A 19,457-nucleotide genomic window follows, 5' to 3' on the forward strand; every position below is an offset into this window, starting at 1 on the left:
CCCGGCACCACCCACACGTCCCCCCGCCCGTACACGAGATGCGGCCGCAGCACGATCCCGCCGGCCTCCGCCACCGACACCGTCGCCGGCCTCCACCTCGCCGTCTACGCCCTCGGCGCCGGACACGGTTTCGTGCTCGGGGTCGCGGCTCCCGGTCGCGCCCCCGGCGACCACACCATCGCCTCCGTCGCCGCCGTCCTGCTGTCGTTGCTCACCGGCGAGCACCAGAGCGGCACCGGCGCGGCCCGCTCGTCCGCTCTCGTACGGCTGCTGCTGGGCGCCGCGCCCGAGGCCGTCGCCCCACTCCTCGGCGGGGGCGAGTGGGTCGTGGTGCACGCGCGGCCCGAGCCCTCGCGCGGGTTCGGAAGCGGAGAGGCCGACGGCGGCGAGCGCGCGCTGCCCGAGTCCTCGCGCAGGTTCGGAAGCCGAGAAGCCGGCGGAGTCGTCAAGCACGCGCTGCCCGAGTCCTCGCGCGGGTTCAGGAGCCGAGAACCGGGCGGAGTCGTCGTGCACACGCGGCCCGAGTCGCCCGGTGCTCCCGACGCCGTCGCCGCCTCCGCGCTGGGCGCGGCGCTCGGGTCGCCGCTGGTCGACGTGGCGCGGGACGTCGTACGCGTGCTCGTGCCCGCCGGGCGTGAACCGGCGCCGCAGCCCGGCTGGGTCCTCGGCGTCAGCGCCCCCGCGGGCCCGTCCGAGTGGGCCGCCGCCGACACCCAGGCCGCCCGCGCCCTGGCCCGGGCCCGCGCCACCCGCGCCGACCTGGTCCGGCACCCGGCCCGCCCGGCCCTCGCCGACCTGGTGCCGGAGGACCAGGCCGCGGACCACGCGCGGGCGCTGCTCGCGCCCCTCGCCCCCGCCCTGGCGGACACCCTGCGCACCTGGCTCTCCCTGCACGGCAGTTGGGACCGTACGGCGGTGGCGCTGGCCGTGCACCGCAACACCGTGCGGCAGCGGATCGCGAAGTGCGCGGCCCTGCTCGACCTGGACCTGGACGACCCGGACGTACGGATGGAGCTGTGGTTCGCGCTGCGCCGGCCATGATCACGTGACCCGCGTCCCAGCGGGCGGGATACCAGGTGGGCCGACAGGGCCGTACCCCAGAATGGGAGGCATGCCGATACCCGGGACACCCAGCCGCGCCGCGCTCGTCGAGCACCTCGTCAGAACCCGTATCGCGGGGGACGTCGCCACCCCGCGCGAGAACAACCTCTCCCACTACCGCCAGCTCGCGAACGGCAACCGCCACTACTGGTTCGGGCTGGAGCTGGGCGACCGCTGGAACGACGAGCAGGACGTGCTCGCGGTGATGGCGGAGCGGGTGGGCGTGAGCGACGACCCGGGGTACCGCTACGGCCAGGACACCATCGACCCCGAGCTGACGGTGGACGGCCTGGATCGGCTGGCGGCACGGCTGCGCAAGGCGGCGGAGGGGCGGCAGCGGGTGCTGTTCGCGACCGGGCACCCCGGTGGGCTGCTTGAGGTGCACCACTCGACCGCCGCGGCACTGAAGGCGGCCGGCTGCGAGATCGTGGTCATCCCGGAGGGCCTCCAGACGGAGGAGGGCTACGTCATGCAGTTCGCGGACGTGGCGGTCCTGGAGCACGGCGCGACGCTCTGGCACACCCACTCCGGCGAGCCGATGAAGGCGATCCTCACGGGCCTGGAGCGCGAGGGCCGCCCGCTGCCCGACCTGGTCGTCGCCGACCACGGCTGGGCGGGGTACGCCGGTCAGCACGGCGTGGACGCGGTGGGCTACGCCGACTCCAACGACCCGGCCCTCTTCCTCGCCGAGTCGGAGGGCACGGTCCAGGTGACGGTCCCGCTCGACGACCACGTGGTCAGCCCGCGCCACTACGACCTGATGACGGCGTACCTGCTGGACCAGGCGGGGCTGCTCTAAGCGGTCCCGGTGAAGTCGGCCGCGGTTCGGCAGCGCCGCCAAGGGGCGCGGGACTGTGTCGGCACGCGGCTCCGCCGCGCGGGCGCGACCGGCCAAACGGCGCCGCAGCCGATCGACGGCCCATCGCGGCACTGCCGGCGGAGCGCTCAGCCGTTTCTGGGGGCGCGGACCACGCCCTCCTGGATCACCGAGACCGCCAGCCTGCCGTCCTGGGTGTAGATACGGGCCTGGCCGAGGCCGCGGCCCGCGGAGGCGGAGGGGGACTCCTGGTCGTACAGGAGCCATTCGTCGGCGCGGAAGGGGCGGTGGAACCACATCGCGTGGTCCAGCGAGGCCCCGACGACGTCCCCGGTCGCCCAGCCGCCGCGGCCGTGCGCGAGCAGTACCGAGTCGAGCAGGGTCATGTCGGAGACGTAGGTGGCGAGGACGACGTGCAGCAGGGGGTCGTCGGAGAGCTTGCCGTTGGTGCGGAACCACACCTGGGAGTGCGGGTCGCGCGGCTCGCCGAACCTCCCGTACGGCGGCTCGTCGACATAGCGCAGATCGATCGCCTCGCGGGCCTCCAGGAACCGCTCGACGACCGCCGGGGGCAGATGGTCGTAGCCGCGCAGCCGCTCCTGGGAGGTGGGGAGCGTGACCGGGTCGGGGGCGGGCGGCATGGGGGCCTGGTGGTCGAAGCCCTCCTCGTACCGCTGGAAGGAGGCGGACAGCGCGAAGATCGGCTGGCCGTGCTGGACCGCGACAACCCGGCGGGCGGTGAAGCTGCGGCCGTCGTTCATACGGTCGACGGTGTAGATGATCGGCGCGCCCGGGTCGCCGGGGCGCAGGAAGTACGCGTGCAGGGAGTGGGCGAGCCGGTCCTCGGGGACCGTCCGCCCGGCGGCGACCAGCGCCTGCGCCGCGACCTGCCCGCCGAAGACGCGGGGGACGACGGCGGGGCGGGAGGCGCCGCGGAAGATGTTCTCCTCGATCTGCTCCAGGTCGAGCAGATCGAGGAGATCCTGAAGTGCCTGACTCATGCAGGTGTTTCTACGCGTCCGTGGTTCCGGGCGCTTTACAGGCCCATGTCCTTGGCGATGATCGTCTTCATGATCTCGCTGGTGCCGCCGTAGATGCGGTTGACGCGGTTGTCCGCGTACAGGCGGGCGATCGGGTACTCGTTCATGAAGCCGTAGCCGCCGTGCAGCTGGAGGCAGCGGTCGATGACGCGGTGGGCGACCTCGGTGCAGAACAGCTTGGCGCTGGCGGCCTCGGCGGGGGTGAGCTCACCGGCGTCGAGGGCTTCGAGCGCGCGGTCGGCGACGGCCTCGGCCGCGTCGACCTCGGCCTTGCAGGCGGCCAGCTCGAACTTGGTGTTCTGGAAGTGGGCGACCGGCTTGCCGAAGACGGTGCGGTCCGTGACGTACTGCTGGGCGAACCGGACGGCGGCCTTGGCCTGCGCGTAGGCGCCGAAGGCGATGCCCCAGCGCTCGGAGGCGAGGTTGTGGCCGAGGTAGTAGAAGCCCTTGTTCTCCTCGCCGAGGAGGTCCTCGACGGGGACCTTCACGTCGACGAACGCCAGCTCGGCGGTGTCGGAGGTGCGCAGGCCCAGCTTGTCGAGCTTGCGGCCGATGGAGTAGCCCTCGGACTTGGTGTCCACGGCGAACAGGGAGATGCCGTGGCGGCGGTCCTCGGCGGTGGGCGCGGCGGTGCGGGCGCACACGATCACGCGGTCGGCGTGGACGCCGCCGGTGATGAAGGTCTTGGAGCCGTTGAGGACGTAGTGCGTGCCGTCCTCGGAGAGCTTGGCGGTGGTCTTCATGCCCGCGAGGTCGGAGCCGGTGCCCGGCTCGGTCATCGCGAGGGCCCACATCTCCTCGGCGGAGACGAACTTCGGCAGGAACCGCTTCTTCTGCTCGTCGGTGGCGAGCATCTTGATGTACGGCAGGCCGAGCAGGACGTGCACGCCGGAGCCGCCGAAGTGGACGCCCGCGCGGGCCGTCTCCTCGTACATCACGGCCTCGAACTTGTACGAGTCGATGCCGGCGCCGCCGAACTCCTCCGGGACGTTGATCCCGAAGAGGCCCAGCTCGGCGAGCTTGTAGTAGAACTCCCGCGGCGCCTGACCGGCCGCGAACCACTCGTCGTAGACGGGGACGACCTCGGCCTCGATGAAGGCCCGGAGGGTCTCCCGGAACGCCTCGTGATCCTCGTTGAACACCGTACGGCGCACCGCGCCCACCTCCACCGACTTGCCGTTCGCTACCTAAGCGCTTGCTCAGAACATCACCGTACCGGCCGGTAGCGAGCGGCGCCAGAGGAGCATCCGTAACGCTCGTCACGCCGCGTCCTCAAGCGCCTCGAGAAGGGCTCGTACATCTTCGGCGGTGGCTCCGGGCGGGATGGGCGGGGTGTGAGGCGTTGACCTGGGCGTCGTCGATCAGAGTGGCGCAGCTCGCCCAGACCCGGCTCGCCGCGCGCAGCTTGTCCGGGTCGCCCTGGGGCCAGAACTTCCCGATCACCGGGATCTCGTGGACCTTCCTTGGAGCCGGTGACCATCGGCAGGGAGTTGTACGCCTCGCTGGGCTCGCACTGCTGCTGGTGGGCCGAGGGCGACAGCCCCGAGGAGGCGTCGACCTTCCCCGTCATCTGTGCGGCGATCGCGTCGTCGGCGGCCAGGTAGTTCGTGGCCATGGCCAGCAGTCGGCTGGAGATCGTCGCCATGCCCTGTCCGGCCGAGCCGATCGCCTGGACGACGGTTCTCGCGGCCGGCTCGTACTTCGCCGCGAACGAGTGCGCGGTGCTGCCGTCGCCCGCCATGCCCGCGGAGGCGCTCAGGTCCGCGGCCGTCCCGGCGGCGATGTCGAAGACGAAGTCCTTGGTGTCGAGAAACTGCACGGACGACCGGAACACCGTGTCCGGGTCGACCTGGTAACCGCCTGACGGTATGCCCATCCCGTCTCATCCCATCCCCGTGGCCGCTGGAACGCCCGACACGCCGTAAAGAAGCCTTGCCGCCGCTTTGACAAGTCCTTGGCGCGCAAGCGCGGGGAAGCCCCGGGCGGGCCGAACCCCTCAGCCGGCCGCGGCCGCCAGCGCCCCCCTGGCCATCCGGTGCAGCAGCGTCGCCGTCGCCGCCCGGCCCGGCAGGGACCCGGCCCGCCCCAGGTGCGGGGTCGAGTTCAGGAGGCCGAACACCGAGTGCACGGCGGAGCGGGCGGCGGGCTCCAGGAGGTCCGGGTACAGCTCGCGTACGACGCCCACCCACAGCTCGACGTACTGCCGCTGGAGCTGCCGCACCAGCTTGCGGTCGCTGTCGCGCAGGCGGTCCAGCTCGCGGTCGTGCAGGACGATCAGCGGGCGGTCGTCCAGCGCGAAGTCGATGTGGCCCTCGACGAGGGAGTCGAGGACGGCCTCCGGGGAGCCGCCGTCCGCCTCCGCCAGCCGCCCCCGCGCCCCCCGCAGCAGCTGCTCGCTGATCCCCACCAGCAGCTCCGCCAGCATCGCGTCCTTGCCCGCGAAGTGCCGGTACAGCCCGGGCCCGCTGATCCCGACCGCCGCGCCTATCTCGTCCACGCCCACGCCGTGGAACCCGCGCTCGGCGAAGAGCCGCGCCGCCTCCTTGAGGATCTGCTCGCGGCGGGTGGGGGCGTCGGTTCTCGTGGCCATGAGAGCAATTCTAGACAGGGAGGTTAGCGGTCGTTAACCTGAAGGAAATGGTTAACGCTCATTAACAGGCGATCACTGGGTGAGGGGACCGTCGGACATGGATCAGGCACCGGAGCTGACGAGCGCGGCGGATCCCGCGTCGGAGGCCTGGCGGGCCAACGAGGAGGCCCACCGCGCCCTCGTCGAAGAGCTGCGCGGCAAGCTCGCCGCGGCGCGTCTGGGCGGCGGGGAGCGGGCGCGCGAGCGGCACACCGCGCGCGGCAAGCTGCTCCCCCGCGACCGCGTCGACACCCTCCTGGACCCCGGCTCCCCCTTCCTGGAGCTGGCTCCGCTCGCCGCCGACGGGATGTACGAGGGACAGGCCCCGGCCGCCGGGGTGATCGCCGGGATCGGCCGGGTGAGCGGGCGCGAGTGCGTGATCGTCGCCAATGACGCCACCGTCAAGGGCGGCACGTACTACCCGATGACGGTGAAGAAGCACCTGCGCGCCCAGGAGGTCGCCCTCGACAACCGCCTGCCCTGCGTCTACCTCGTCGACTCCGGCGGCGCCTTCCTGCCGATGCAGGACGAGGTCTTCCCGGACCGCGAGCACTTCGGGCGGATCTTCTACAACCAGGCCCGGATGTCGGGGGCGGGCATCCCCCAGATCGCCGCCGTCCTCGGCTCCTGCACGGCGGGCGGGGCGTACGTCCCCGCCATGAGCGACGAAGCGGTCATCGTCCGCAACCAGGGCACGATCTTCCTGGGCGGCCCCCCGCTCGTGAAGGCCGCCACCGGCGAGGTCGTCACCGCCGAGGAGCTGGGCGGCGGCGAGGTGCACGCACGCGTGTCCGGCGTCACCGACCACCTCGCCGAGGACGACGCCCACGCCCTCAGGATCGTCCGGACCATCGCGGCCACGCTCCCCGCGCGCGGGGCCCCGCCCTGGTCCCTGGAGCCGGTCGTGGAGCCCAAGGTCGACCCCTACGGTCTCTACGGCGCCGTCCCGGCCGACTCCCGCACCCCCTACGACGTCCGCGAGATCATCGCCCGGATCACCGACGGCTCCCGTTTCGCGGAGTTCAAGGCGGAGTTCGGGCAGACCCTGGTCACCGGCTTCGCCCGGATCCACGGCCACCCGGTGGGGATCGTCGCCAACAACGGCATCCTGTTCTCCGAATCCGCCCAGAAGGGCGCCCACTTCATCGAGCTGTGCGACCAGCGCGGCATCCCGCTGCTCTTCCTCCAGAACATCTCCGGCTTCATGGTGGGGCGTTCGTACGAGGCGGGCGGCATCGCCAAGCACGGCGCCAAGATGGTCACCGCGGTCGCCTGCACGCGCGTGCCGAAGCTGACGGTCGTCGTCGGCGGCTCGTACGGCGCGGGCAACTACTCGATGTGCGGCCGGGCCTACTCCCCCCGCTTCCTGTGGATGTGGCCCAACGCCAAGATCTCCGTCATGGGCGGCGAGCAGGCCGCGTCGGTCCTCGCGACCGTCAAGCGCGACCAGCTGGAGGCCCGCGGCGAGCAGTGGCCCGCCGAGGACGAGGAGACCTTCAAGGACCCGATCCGCGCCCAGTACGAGCGCCAGGGCAACGCCTACTACGCCACCGCCCGGCTCTGGGACGACGGGGTCATCGACCCGCTCGACACCCGGCAGGTGCTCGGCCTGGCCCTGACCGCCTGCGGCAACGCGCCCCTGGGTGACCCCCAGTTCGGCGTCTTCCGGATGTGAGGACCCATGTTTGACACAGTGCTTGTCGCCAACCGGGGCGAGATCGCGGTCCGCGTCATCCGCACGCTGCGGTCGCTGGGCGTGCGCTCGGTGGCCGTCTTCTCGGACGCGGACGCCGACGCCCGGCATGTCCGGGAGGCGGACACGGCGGTACGACTGGGCCCGGCGCCGGCCGCCGAGAGCTATCTGTCCGCCGAGCGGTTCCTGGAGGCGGCCGCCCGCACCGGCGCCCAGGCCGTCCACCCCGGCTACGGCTTCCTCGCCGAGAACGCGTCCTTCGCGCGCGCGTGCGCCGACGCCGGGCTCGTCTTCATCGGACCGCCCGCCGAGGCGATCTCCCTGATGGGCGACAAGATCCGCGCGAAGGAGACGGTCCAGGCGGCCGGGGTACCGGTGGTCCCCGGCGGCCGCGACCCCGAACTCGCCGAGGCCGCCCGCGACTTGGGCGCCCCCGTCCTGCTGAAGCCGTCCGCGGGCGGCGGCGGCAAGGGCATGCGCCTTGTCCGGGACCTCACCGTCCTGGAGGAGGAGATCGCCGCCGCCCGCCGCGAGGCCCGCGCCTCCTTCGGCGACGACACGCTCCTCGTCGAGCGGTGGGTGGACCGGCCCCGGCACATCGAGATCCAGGTGCTGGCGGACGGCCACGGCCAGGTGATCCACCTCGGCGAGCGCGAGTGCTCGCTCCAGCGGCGGCACCAGAAGGTCGTCGAGGAGGCGCCTTCGGTTCTGCTGGACGAGGCCACGCGCGCGTCCATGGGCGAGGCCGCGGTCGAGGCGGCGCGCTCCTGCGGCTACCGGGGCGCGGGCACGGTGGAGTTCATCGTGCCGGGCGACGATCCGTCGTCGTACTACTTCATGGAGATGAACACCCGCCTCCAGGTGGAGCACCCGGTCACGGAACTGGTCACCGGGCTCGACCTGGTGGAGTGGCAGCTGCGGGTGGCGGCGGGCGAACGGCTGCCGTACGGGCAGGAGGGCGTCCGGCTGACCGGGCACGCGATCGAGGCCCGCGTCTGCGCCGAGGACCCCGCGAAGGGCTTCCTGCCGTCCGGCGGCACGGTGGTGAAGCTGCACGAGCCCCAGGGCGACGGCGTCCGCACCGACTCCGGGCTCAGCGAGGGCACGGAGGTCGGCAGCCTGTACGACCCGATGCTCTCCAAGGTCATCGCGTACGGCCTGGACCGGGAGACCGCGCTCAGGAAGCTGAGGGCGGCTCTGGCTGAGACGGTCACGCTGGGGGTGCAGACGAACGCGGGGTTCCTGCGGCGGCTGCTGGGCCATCCGGCGGTGGTGGCGGGGGAGTTGGACACGGGGCTGGTGGAGCGCGAGGTCGACGGGCTCGTGGCGGACGGGGTGCCGACCGAGGTCTACGCGGCGGCGGCACTGCTGCGACACCGGGCCCTCACACTCCCCCGGGACACCGGCTGGGCCGACCCGTTCGCGGCGACGGACGGCTGGCGGCTGGGCGGCGAGCGAGCCTGGACCCCGCACCGCCTGAGGGCGGCGGGCCACGATCCGGTCACCGTGCGCGTGCGCGCCACACCGGACGGCGGCACCGAAGTGCTGGCGCCGGGCGCCGACCAGCCCCTGCGCGCCTCGCTGCACCCCACCGCCGGTCACCGGTTCGCACTCCGGCTCGACGGCCTCTCGCACACCTTCGCCGCCCTGCCGGACGGCACCTGGCTCGGCCGCGACGGCGACGCCTGGCACGTGCGCGACCACGACCCCGTCGCCGCCTCGCTCACCGGATCCGCGCACGCCGGTGCCGACTCGCTCACCGCGCCCATGCCCGGCACCGTCACCGTCGTGAAGGCCGGGGTCGGCGACGAAGTGGCCGCGGGGCAGAGCCTGTTGGTCGTCGAGGCGATGAAGATGGAACACGTCATCTCCGCCCCGCACGCCGGCACGGTCGCCGAACTGGACGTCACGCCCGGCACCACGGTCGCCATGGACCAGGTGCTCGCGGTCATCACCCCGGCGAAGGACGAGACATGACACTCCCCATGGTCCTGCCGGAAGCGGGCCTGCCCACCCGCGTCCGCATCCACGAGGTCGGCGCCCGCGACGGCCTGCAGAACGAGAAGTCGACCGTCCCGACGGAGGTCAAGGCCGAGTTCGTCCGCCGCCTCGCCGACGCGGGCCTGACCACGATCGAGGCGACGAGCTTCGTCCACCCCAAGTGGGTGCCCCAACTGGCCGACGCCGAGCAGCTGTTCCCGCAGATCAGCGACCTCTCCGTGGACCTCCCCGTGCTCGTGCCCAACGAACGCGGCCTGGACCGCGCCCTCGCGCTCGGCGCGCGTCGCGTCGCCGTCTTCGCCAGCGCCACCGAGTCCTTCGCCAAGGCCAACCTCAACAGGTCCCTCAACGACGCCCTGGCCATGTTCGAGCCAGTGGTCGCGCGGGCGAAGGCCGAGGGCGTGCACGTCCGCGGCTACCTCTCCATGTGCTTCGGCGACCCCTGGGAGGGCGCGGTCCCGGTCGAGCAGGTCGTCCGGGTCTGCCACGCCCTGCTCGACATGGGCTGCGACGAACTGAGCCTGGGCGACACCATCGGGGTGGCGACCCCGGGCCACGTCCGCGCGCTGCTGACCGAACTCGACGTACCGGTCGAGAAGTTGGGCGTGCACTTCCACGACACGTACGGCCAGGCCCTCGCCAACACCTACGTGGCCCTGCAATACGGGGTCACGACGATCGACTCCTCCGCCGGCGGCCTCGGCGGCTGCCCGTACGCCAAGTCCGCCACCGGCAACCTCGCCACCGAGGACCTGGTGTGGATGCTCCAGGGCCTCGGCATCGACACCGGTGTCGACCTCGGCCGTCTCGTCGCCACCAGCGTGTGGATGGCCGACCACCTGGGCCGACCCAGCCCGTCCCGCACCGTCCGCGCCCTCTCCCACCAGGAGTGATCCGAGATGGACCACCGCCTCTCCCCCGAACTCGAAGAACTCCGCCGCACCGTCGAGGAGTTCGCGCACGACGTGGTGGCGCCGAAGATCGGCGCGTACTACGAGCGCCATGAGTTCCCGTACGACATCGTCCGCGAGATGGGCCGCATGGGCCTGTTCGGGCTGCCGTTCCCCGAGGAGTACGGCGGGATGGGCGGCGACTACCTGGCGCTCGGCCTCGCGCTGGAGGAACTCGCGCGCGTGGACTCGTCGGTGGCGATCACCCTGGAGGCCGGCGTCTCGCTGGGCGCGATGCCGCTGCACCTGTTCGGCACCGAATCCCAAAAACAGGAATGGCTCCCCCGGCTGTGCTCCGGGGAGATCCTGGGCGCCTTCGGCCTGACCGAGCCGGACGGCGGCAGCGACGCGGGAGCTACCCGTACGACGGCCCGCCTGGACCCGGACACCGACGAGTGGGTGATCAACGGCACCAAGTGCTTCATCACCAACTCCGGTACGGACATCACGGGGTTGGTGACCGTCACCGCGGTCACCGGTCGCAAGCCGGACGGCAGGCCGCTGATCTCCTCGATCATCGTGCCCTCGGGCACACCCGGGTTCACGGTCGCGGCGCCGTACTCCAAGGTCGGCTGGAACGCCTCCGACACCCGGGAGCTGTCCTTCTCCGACGTCCGCGTCCCGGCGGCGAACCTGCTGGGCGAGCAGGGCCGCGGCTACGCGCAGTTCCTGCGGATCCTCGACGAGGGCCGGATCGCCATCGCGGCCCTCGGGACCGGGCTCGCGCAGGGCTGTGTGGACGAGTCGGTGAAGTACGCGAAGGAACGGGAGGCGTTCGGGAAGCCCATCGGCGCCAACCAGGCCATCCAGTTCAAGATCGCCGACATGGAGATGAAGGCCCACACGGCCCGCCTCGCCTGGCGGGACGCGGCCTCACGCCTGGTGGCCGGCGAGCCCTTCAAGAAGGAGGCGGCCCTCGCCAAGCTGTACTCCTCCACGATCGCCGTGGACAACGCCCGCGACGCCACCCAGATCCACGGCGGCTACGGCTTCATGAACGAGTACCCGGTGGCTCGAATGTGGCGCGACTCCAAGATCCTGGAGATCGGCGAGGGCACGAGCGAAGTCCAACGAATGCTGATTGCAAGGGAGTTGGGACTGGTCGGCTGACCACTCATGCGGAGCGGGTACGGACTCAGCGACCCAGCCGCCGCCGTACCCGCCGGTTGCCCCCCGACCGCGTCGAGGAACCGCCGCCCGGCACCGACCTCGTACGTTGGGCTGATCAACGCGGGCTGTCAGGCTGGTTCCTGGCCCTCGTCCGGATCGTCATACTCCTCGGCGATCCGCAGCCCGAGATCGGATTACCACGAATCCGATCCTGTCAGAACGATCACCATGTCGTCGGGTTCGTCGCCACCGTCTCCGTAAACATCGACCTGGTTCTCCATATTCGGAACGGGAATCAGCATCCTTACTGATTCATTTGGATCTGAAATCCCCAGGGATGCCTGGGGAGGGTCAGCTTCCCCGAGTACACACAGACTTTTCCGATCGGCTGATAGGACCCCTGTATACACTGTACCGTCACCGGGCCGCTGGCGGCCTGCTGGACCGAGATGAACACTGAGTCCACCCCACCGTGGACCGCATCGGTCCCGGCGTCCCAGCCCTCATGGCTGTCAACGCTCCTAGGCGCGGCAGCAATAACGAGACCGTGCGCAAATCTCGTTGTACACGAAGCGAACAGCATCACCGAGAGTTTCTATCCGTTTGGTTTCCACACCGGGAAGTCACAGCCCTCCTTGAGTGAGATTTCGATGGAATCATGGGCACGTTATGAAAAAGGCCTCCTCCGCCAAGTTTGACGGAGGAGACCTTGACGGAAGGGAAGCCAAGTACCTTCGCAGGTCCGGCCAGCCTGCAACTTGCAGGCTAGCCTGTAGAGACCTTCAGCATTCCATGACTACAGACCTAGCGCCTGCCTGTCATTAAGCCAGGTAGGAGTACCTGGCCCTCCGGGGTAATTTCCATCGCGATCAGGCCAGATGAGCTGGAGTGCGCTCGGGATTTTTCCGGCGTAAAAGTTGGACGCCTGCACCAGATTCACCGAAGAAAGCTCTTCCGGGACTCGCTGGAACCGCACGGGGAAACCATTCAGGATCTCATCAGAGGACGATCCATCCTGATACCTGACCCCTTCCGCCAGTTCAGCTTCCACTGCCTGGAGGACGCTGACGGATGCATCCTCCGGGAGCCCCACCACCACCACCTCAGGATGACCAAAGGTGGCCGTAAAGCCAATGCTGTAGGCAAATGGAGGGCGAGATGCGTCGGGGTCAAATACCCAAATCCAACTCCAACCCTGATCTGCCACATCTTCACGAATCTTATATTGAATCGAGTCGCTTCCCGATTCGTGCGCTCCAGCCACAGGAGTGACCTCTCAATTGTCGGACTTTTCCCTATTGCAGACCCTGCATAGAACCTGGCCATTGGAGGGATCTCCCGAGCCGCCCTTTGACTTCGGATCGATGTGATCGATCTGCCACTCGTCCGCGGGAGGAGTGACGCCACGCTGTGACTTCTTCGGCGGGATGACTTCAGCTCCGCAAATTTCACACGTGGGAACTCCGTATTTCTCCTCGTTAGTCTCGACGACCTTCTTCTTGCCAGCGGGCGTAAAGTTCTTTCCGGGCCTGCTGCCCGGAGCTCCGCCAACAATTCGACAGGCTTCACCGTTCTGGTTGTGTACCAGAACAGGTGCGGACCCCGCCATCACATAGTACGTGTGCAGTTCACTGACGGTGAGGTTGTGGACGGTCGCCGTCAGCGCCGTCCAGCGCTCCACTGCGGTGATCTGAACCCGGACACCGGCGCTGGTGCGCAGCCAGTCGCCGCTTGTCAGGTCGGTGGCGTCGATCCACTCGCCGAGTTCCGGGACCCAGAAGGGGTGCCCGTCGGTTGCGGTGACGGAGGCGGTCTTGTCGCCCTTGTCTCCGTCGGTGTCGATGGTGACCTTGACGAGGTGCTTGAGGCCCGTGCCCTTGATCTCGGCGGTGACGGTCTCGGTCTTGGTCTGGCCGGTTTCGGGGTCGGTGGCGAGGACCTTGTCGCCGATGTCGACGTCTTCGATCTTCTTGGTGGTGCCGTCGGCCATCAGGACGAGGGTGCCGGGTGTGAAGCTGTTGGGCTTCTTGACCGTGCAGGCCTCCACGGCGTCCTCGGCGGCCTCCGCCGCCTTCCTGCTCTTCCGCCAGTCCTTGAACCCGGCCCAGAGCTTCTTGCCCAGCCCCACGATCCGCTTGCCCAGGGCGTACGCCTTGTCGATGCGGTACCAGTACTTGGAGACGAGCTTGCCGACCGGGCCGCCGCCGATGAGGGAGGTGATGACGTTCGCCGCGGTGGCGCCGCAGGCGCCGAGGTTGCCGGTGGTGAAGCAGTCCAGGGCGTCGGTGATGCCGAGTTCGTCGGCGATGATCTTGCCGAGTTCCTTGGCGACCGCGATGGCCCGCTGCTTGGCCTCTTTCTCGGCGTCCCGTGCGAGGTCGGCCTTGGCGTCGGCCTCGGTGTAGGTGCTGCCAGAGCTGGTGTCCGTCTTGCCGTCGTGGTCGGAGTCGACCCCGCCGCGATGCGTGGAGGGGCCGGGACCGCACTCGTTCCAACCGCCCACACAGTCCGCGAGCCGCAGGCCCGACGGGTCGCTGAAGGTGACCGGGCTGTTGTTGGAGTAGGCGTAGCCGTTGATCTGCTGCGGGTCGCTGTAGTCGATGATCGGGTCGGCCGAGAGGAAGCGGCCGGTGTCCGAGTCGTACTCGCGTGCCCCGAGTGTGGTCAGTCCGGTGGACTCCTGGACGGTGCCGCCCACGAAGCCCTTGTCGTTGACCCAGCCCGACGCGGAGGACGAGGACGCGTCCCGTGTGTTGCCGAACGGGTCCGTGCGGCGGCGCGTCGTCGTGCCTGTCGTCGGGTCGATCGAGAGCTGGGCCGTGCCCTGGTGGTCGGCGGCGAGGAAGTGGACGCCGTCCGTCTCCCGCATCGCGACCGTCGTGCCGCCGAAGGTGTAGTACCGGGTCGTCGTCACCTTCGACGTCGACTTGTCGTAGTGCAGCTCCATGCCGGGCAGATAGAACGTCTTCTCGGTCGGGGTGTTGCGCAGGATGCGCTCGCCCGTCGCGTCGTACTTGTACGACGTGACCGAGCCGTCGGCGTTCGTGACCGTTGCCAGCTCGCCCTGCTTGTCCCAGGCCAGCGACTGGGTGTCGCCGGACAGGACACGCGTGGTGGTGCTGCCGGAGGCGTTGTAGGTGTAGGTGTCCTTGGACGTGACCTCCGGGGTTGTGCTGGTCGCCGCCGTCTTCTCGGTCATCGACGACACCGTGTGCGGGCCGGAGGCGGAGCCGTCCGGGCCGGAGCCCGTCTCGTCGTACGCGTACGTACGCGACGACGTCGCCGCACCGTTCAGACCGTGCCGCGTCTCGCTCGTCCGGTTGCCGATCGAGTCGTAGCCGTATTCCGTCCAGTACGGAGACGTCCCGCCGACCGTCGACGAGGACGCACCGGACGCGCAGGCCGCGTCCGTGCTGCCGGTGCCCTTCGCGCCGTTCGACGCCACCGAGGACGTCCACGTGTCCGTGAGTCGGCGCAGCCCGTCGTAGGTGAAGCACTGCACGTCGCTCGTGCTGTCGGTCGGCGTGTCCGCTATGGAGAGGATGTTGCCGGCGTCGTCGTACGTGTAATTCGCGTCGTACGCAGGGGCCGAGGCACCCTCGACCCGCACCGTCGAGTTGGCCAGCCGGTCCGTGCCCACCTCGTAGGTGTTGTCGATCAGTGCCTTGAGAGACGAGGAGACGCCCGTGTACAGCACGATCTGCTTCAGGTTCGAGGCCGGGGTGTAGGACGCGTCCGCCACATAACGGCCCCCGGACAGGCTGGTCGTGAGACCGACCGGCCGCTGGAGGTCGTCGTAGACGTAGCCGAGCGACTCGGACGCGAGGTCACCGGCCGCCGGCAGGCCTATCCCCTGGGTCGTGCCGTCGTCGTTGTACTGGGCCGTGTACTCGTACGTCCCGCCCAGTTCCGGCTCCGCGGTCTTGGACAGGTAGTACTTCGTCGACACCGGCTTGTAGTCGTTGTCCGCGTCGAGCGTCGGATAGGTCACCGACGAGTAGACCGCGCCGTCCTTGTAGGTGTAGACGCCGTACAACTCGCCCTTGGCGATCGTGTCGTACTTGGTCACCGACAGCCTGGTGCCCGTCGTCGCCTCGCCCTGCCAGGTCGAGACCACGCGGCCCAGTTCGTCGTAGACCGTGGACGTCTTGTCGCCGTTGACGGTGACAGAAGTCTGCTGGTCCAACTCGTCGTACGTGAACGAGGACGAACCCGTGTCCGGGTCCTCGGCGGTCAGCTTCAGGCCGAGCTGGCTGTAGGTGTACTCCCATACGTTGCCCGCGTCGTCCGTGACCTTCGTCAGCCGGTCCGCGTCGTCGTAGCCGTAGGTCGTGGTGACCGTGGCACCGTCGGTCGGGGACTGGATCTGGCTCGTCGTGCGGTCCCGGGCGTCCTTCACGACCGTGGTCTTTGTGCCGCCCGTGGGAGGCGTGGTGGTGACACGGTCGCCGTCGTAGGCGTACGTCGTGCGGTACGCCTCCTCGCCCTGGACCTTGAAGACCGACGCCGTGGTGCGGCCCGCGCCGTCGTACTCCGTCACCGTCTGGCCGTCGAGGTCCGAGTTGATCGGCTCGAAGAGTGTCGAGGACGGGGTACCGGTGGTGTAGTAGGTGTCGTTGGCCTTCACGAGACGGCCGGAGCCGTCGTACAGCGTGTCGGCGACCATACGGCCGCCTTCACCCTCGGTCTGTTCCTGACGGGGCCTCAGGAAGCCGTCGTACAGCGACCATTCGCTGCCGTACGAGGTGCCGTCGTTCTCGATCTTCTGGGTGTGGATGGCGGTCGGAGCGGTGTTGCGGATCAGGTACTCGTACTTGATCGACGCGGTCAGACCGATGCGGTCCGGGAGCCAGACCGAGGTCAGGCGGCCCAGGCCGTCATAGGCCAGCTCGGTGCGCTTGCTGTTCTGGTCCACCTTCGCGCTCGGCACACCCCACTGCGGGGCGTACTCCGTCGACGTCGTCCAGCCGAGCCGGTTGGTCGTCGTCGCCTTCGTGGCCAGGCCGTAGGTGTCCGTGTACGTGGTCGAGGACGTGTACGCCGTCGACGAGGGCGCCGTCTGGGCGTCCTTGACCACCAGCGGACGGCCGTAGTCGTCGTACGTGGTCACGGCCGTCGTCTGGTACGTCGCCGTCGTGCCGTTGTGCGACTGCAGACGCTTGACCGTGGTCGCGTCGCCCTTGCTCGGGGCCGCGCCCAGCGTCGTCGAACCGTCGTAGTACGTCAGGTCGTCGGAGATGACGTCCTTGCTGCGGTCGGGGGTCGAGGCGCAATCGACGCCGACCTTCTCCACCCGTGACGCGTAGGAGTACAGGTGCAGGCTCACGCTGTCCGCGTACTCGGTACGGGTGCACTGGTTGTCGGCGACACCCACCTCGCCGTCGTCGTCCACCTGGACGGCACGGCCGTAGTCGTCGTACGTGGTCGTGGACTTGGTGTGCCGCCAGCCGCCGGACGACATGGCAACGTACGTGTCGGCCGAACTCCGGCCCACATAGCGGGCCTTGCGGGTGCCGAAGCTCTCGGTCTGGGTCGAGGTCACCGCCGTCCGCGGCACCGTCACCGACTTCTGGGTGATGGCGGAGCCGTTGTAAGTGATCGTCTCCAGCTCCTGGCCGGCCTTCCAGTCGGTGTCCTCGTAGGAGGTGCCGAGGGAGTCGGTGACCGTCGCCGAGCGTCTGTCGCCGTCCTTGTCGACGTCGCCGTCGAGACCGCGGAAGAAGACGTGCTCGGTCTTGGTGTTGGAGGCGGAGTTCGTGCCGTCGGAGGTGACGACCTGGACCCTGCCGTAGCCGCGCCAGTCGCCCCAGGTGCGGTACTCGTCCTTGGTGATGCCGTCGGCCGGGGTCTTCCGCCAGCCCGCGTCACCGACGTATGTGTACGTCGTGACCTGGTCGGCGTTGCCTCCGGTCAGGTCGGTCTGGACGACCGACTCGACGACGTACTTGTGGAACCAGTCGGTGACCGGGTCGGTGGCGCCGGGCGGGTTCCACTTCACCGGGAAGCAGCGCTTGGTGGAGGAGTCCTCCGCCGCGACGTCGGACGAAGTGCACTGCGTTGACGCGTAGTTGACGCTGAGCGTGCCGCCGCTCTCGTTCTTCACTCCGGAGAGGCGGAAGCGGTAGAACGGCTGGAGGTTGTCGCCGGACGTGTCGACACGGTTGGCCAGCTGCTGACCGTACAGCTCGACGGACGGCACGGACGCGTCGGTGCCGACTTTGCCGGTGTGGTCGATGGCGTTCAGCCACAGGGACTTGGAGCCGTCGCCGTTGTCGGTGAAGACGTGGGACAGGCTCCACTCGTCCACTGCGGAGTACGTCGAGTCACCGGTACGAATCTGCGTGGTGATCTTCGTGAGCTTCTTGCGGGTCCAGAACGTGGGCGAGTTCTGGCCCGCGCACTTGGTGTCGACCTTGCAGTTCTGGTCCCACGGCACGTCCGGCCAGTCGGCGGCCGTGTCGTCGGTGAGGTCGGAGGCCTCGCAGTCGGTCAGGTCGCCGATGCAGCGCTCGGCGGTGGTGAAGACGACCCGGGCGGCCGGCTGGGTGGAGTACACCTTGCCCGCGCGCTGGCCGTAGTCGATCCGCTTGAGGTAGCCGCCACGGATGTAGGACTTGCCGTTCTCCGTGGTCTTCAGGCCCTGCGTGTAGTAGTTCGTTTCCGTGCCGTAGTAGTACGACATCACGTTGCCGTGCGGATCGATGACGTGGTCGAGGTTCCAGCGCCAGGCCTGCGTGCAGTACGCGTCCGCGAAGGTGGAGTTGTAGCAGGGCTCGCCGGAGTCGTCGCCGTAGACCGGTTCGGTCCACGTGGAGTTGGTCTCCTCGTTGCCGCTGGCGTAACCGGGCAGCTGGTTCCTGCCGAAGAAGTACTGGGTGCCGTCGGAGGTCGTGATCTTCCAGTACTCGCCGTTGTTGTCGCCGTTGGTGGCACCGGTCAGGTGCTCGACCTTGGAGTTGTCGTCGGAGCTGATCCGCCACTCGCCGGTCGTGTCGTCCTTGACCAGCTGGCCCGAGGTACCGCCGGTGAGGGCGAGTGTGGCGTTGTCGTACGCCCAGCACTGGTCACCGTAGGTGTCGTCGTGGCCGTCGTCGGCGCACGCCTTGTAGCTGCGCTCGATGTAGCCGGGGTCGTAGGAGAAGCCCTGGCCGATCCACGAGCCCTGGTTGTTGGTCGTGGCCGTCTGGCCGTCGATCGACTGGGAGTTGTAGCTCAGACCGACCGTCGGCTGCGCGCCGCCGGGGACCGGCGGGACCGTCATCGGGTAGTTCCAGGTGAACGCGCCGGACGAGGTGTCCACGCCCCACTCGGAGGACGGCGCCAGGCTGGTCGCCTTGTAGTCGCCGCCGTCACCGCTGCTGCCGGAGGTGGCTGCCAGAACGGTGGCGGAGGCGGTGACCGTCTCGGCGTCCAGGAGCTGGGTGGTGGGGCCCGAGGTGTCACCGGCGGCCTGCACGGTCGCGGTGAGCGTCTGCTTCTCCGCGTCGTTCGTGCTCTTCAGGTACGTCGGTGTGGAACAGCCCTTCTTATCGGGCGTCGTCAGTACGCACTCCGGATACTGCGCGAGCCGGAGCCGGGAGCCGTAACCGCCGCCGTAGGCGTCCGCGAAGTCGGCGTAGTCCAGGGTGACTTGGGCAGCGCCCTTGGCGGACTCACCGTCCGTGCGGGCGACGGTGAACAGGACACCGTCGATGCCGGTGGCCTCGGTGGCCTTGCGGCCGAGCACCTCGACGCGGACGGAGTCCGCACCCTTGCCGGAGGACCTGGCGGTCAGCGGCAGGCCCTCGGCCTTGGCCGCCTTGCCGGACAGGCCGATCTCGGCGCTGCCGGCCTTCGGCCAGTGTGTCTCGTCGGCCTGCTTGACAGCGGCCTTCTCGGCCTCGTCGGTCTTCTTGAACTTCTTGGCCTTGACGTTCTTGCCGTCGACAGGGTCGTTCGCCTGTGTCTTCGGCTTGGTCAGTCCCTCGGCGGCCGTGGCCGTGGGCGCGTACTGGGGGAGCAGGCCGATCGACAGGGACAGGCCGAGCAACAGCGCGGCCCGTTTGCGGCCGGTGCGCCAGGCCGGTCGTGCCGACCGGGACCAGGGGGGCGAGGACATGACATCTCCATCGAAGTA

12 protein-coding genes are annotated in these 19,457 nt (G+C 69.4%); 6 read left to right on the plus strand and 6 right to left on the minus strand.

The genetic code is table 11. The features are described from left to right. Together ABZ896_RS23340 and ABZ896_RS23345 are read left to right on the plus strand one after the other, a co-directional pair. On the plus strand, positions 1–1,041 hold a 1,041-nt coding region (locus ABZ896_RS23340), incomplete at its 5' end, for a helix-turn-helix domain-containing protein (RefSeq protein ID WP_360932209.1). A gap of 70 nt (positions 1,042–1,111) precedes the next feature. Next, positions 1,112–1,900 (plus strand): phosphatase, encoded by a 789-nt coding sequence (locus ABZ896_RS23345; RefSeq protein ID WP_360932212.1) that lies wholly within the window; start codon positions 1,112–1,114, stop codon positions 1,898–1,900. A 146-nt stretch (positions 1,901–2,046) separates the two neighbouring features. Here ABZ896_RS23345 and ABZ896_RS23350 read toward each other — a convergent pair whose 3' ends face one another. From ABZ896_RS23350 to ABZ896_RS23365, 4 genes are all read right to left on the minus strand, one after another. Continuing rightward, on the minus strand, positions 2,047–2,919 hold the full coding sequence (locus tag ABZ896_RS23350; protein WP_360932215.1) for an acyl-CoA thioesterase II: 873 nt from the start codon (positions 2,917–2,919) through the stop codon (positions 2,047–2,049). A gap of 35 nt (positions 2,920–2,954) precedes the next feature. Then, entirely contained in the window at positions 2,955–4,112 is a 1,158-nt protein-coding gene (locus tag ABZ896_RS23355) for an acyl-CoA dehydrogenase family protein (protein ID WP_360932218.1), read from the minus strand. Between the two features lie 53 nt (positions 4,113–4,165). Then, complete coding sequence (locus ABZ896_RS23360; RefSeq protein ID WP_360932221.1) at positions 4,166–4,834, minus strand: hypothetical protein; 669 nt, start codon at positions 4,832–4,834, stop codon at positions 4,166–4,168. 120 nt (positions 4,835–4,954) lie between these two features. Then, positions 4,955–5,548 (minus strand): TetR/AcrR family transcriptional regulator, encoded by a 594-nt coding sequence (locus ABZ896_RS23365; RefSeq protein ID WP_360932224.1) that lies wholly within the window; start codon positions 5,546–5,548, stop codon positions 4,955–4,957. A gap of 97 nt (positions 5,549–5,645) precedes the next feature. Between ABZ896_RS23365 and ABZ896_RS23370 the strand changes: the two genes are divergently transcribed. The 4 genes from ABZ896_RS23370 to ABZ896_RS23385 are packed head-to-tail and all read left to right on the plus strand — an operon-like array spanning position 5,646 to position 11,341. Next, positions 5,646–7,262 (plus strand): carboxyl transferase domain-containing protein, encoded by a 1,617-nt coding sequence (locus ABZ896_RS23370; protein ID WP_360932227.1) that lies wholly within the window; start codon positions 5,646–5,648, stop codon positions 7,260–7,262. Positions 7,263–7,268: 6 nt separating this feature from the next. After that, positions 7,269–9,257 (plus strand): biotin carboxylase N-terminal domain-containing protein, encoded by a 1,989-nt coding sequence (locus tag ABZ896_RS23375; RefSeq protein ID WP_360932230.1) that lies wholly within the window; start codon positions 7,269–7,271, stop codon positions 9,255–9,257. Further along, a complete protein-coding gene (locus tag ABZ896_RS23380) occupies positions 9,254–10,174 on the plus strand; it encodes a hydroxymethylglutaryl-CoA lyase (protein WP_360932233.1) in 921 nt (306 codons plus the stop codon). Before ABZ896_RS23375 ends, ABZ896_RS23380 begins: the two co-directional genes overlap by 4 nt. A 6-nt stretch (positions 10,175–10,180) precedes the next feature. Next, positions 10,181–11,341, plus strand: coding sequence for an acyl-CoA dehydrogenase family protein (locus ABZ896_RS23385; protein ID WP_360932236.1), 1,161 nt, complete (start codon positions 10,181–10,183; stop codon positions 11,339–11,341). A 796-nt stretch (positions 11,342–12,137) separates the two neighbouring features. On the opposite strand, the gene ABZ896_RS23390 is transcribed toward ABZ896_RS23385, so the two are convergent. Then, positions 12,138–12,605, minus strand: a complete 468-nt coding sequence (locus ABZ896_RS23390; protein WP_360932239.1) for a DUF4262 domain-containing protein — start codon at positions 12,603–12,605, stop codon at positions 12,138–12,140. A 12-nt stretch (positions 12,606–12,617) separates the two neighbouring features. Beyond that, entirely contained in the window at positions 12,618–19,439 is a 6,822-nt protein-coding gene (locus tag ABZ896_RS23395; protein ID WP_360932242.1) for an RHS repeat-associated core domain-containing protein, read from the minus strand. Positions 19,440–19,457: the final 18 nt, after the last annotated feature.

Origin of the sequence: Streptomyces sp. NPDC047072, assembly GCF_040643855.1 — a bacterium.
In the GTDB taxonomy this organism is placed as follows: domain Bacteria; phylum Actinomycetota; class Actinomycetes; order Streptomycetales; family Streptomycetaceae; genus Streptomyces.